Origin of the sequence: Pseudomonas sp. 13B_3.2_Bac1 (genome assembly GCF_025466205.1) — a bacterium.
In the GTDB taxonomy this organism is placed as follows: Bacteria; Pseudomonadota; Gammaproteobacteria; order Pseudomonadales; family Pseudomonadaceae; genus Aquipseudomonas; species Aquipseudomonas fluorescens_H.
The window spans coordinates 1-445 of sequence record NZ_JANLOG010000033.1 but is presented as its reverse complement, the minus strand read 5'-3'; the positions used below and the strand labels follow the sequence as shown (position 1 = coordinate 445).

Below are 445 nucleotides of genomic sequence, written 5' to 3'. Positions count from 1 at the left end.
GGTGACGTTGGTCACGGCTGGTGTGGTGCTTGGGACCAGGTTCTCGAAGCTGCCACCGGTCGCCGACTTGATCGTTGCCTGCACGGTGCCGGCGTCTTTGTAGACGTCATCGGCCGGTGCAGGGACGGTGACGGTGCCGGTGGTTTTACCGGCGTCGATGGTGATAACAGCACCGTTCGACAGCGTTACGGTCACTGGCGAACCAGCGGCGTTGGTCAGCGTTGCGGTGTAAACGATCGAACCACCTTCGGCCACGGTACCGGTCGCGGTCAGCGACAGGTTGGTGGTGTCGATGGTGTCGGTGACGTTTGTCGAAACAGGCGTCTTGTCGGCAACGAGGTTTTCGTAGTTACCGCCGCTGACGTTGGTGATGGCGTTGGTCAGCGGGGCATGGCCGGTCAGCGCATCGTTCGGCGCAGTGGTGGTCACGGTACCGGTGGTTTTG

At 62.0% G+C, this 445-nt stretch carries 1 protein-coding gene; it reads right to left on the bottom strand.

Annotation, left to right across the window (positions count from 1 at the left end; translation table 11 throughout):
• On the bottom strand, positions 1–445 hold a 445-nt coding region (locus NTD85_RS05075; protein ID WP_262141585.1), incomplete at both ends, for an immunoglobulin-like domain-containing protein.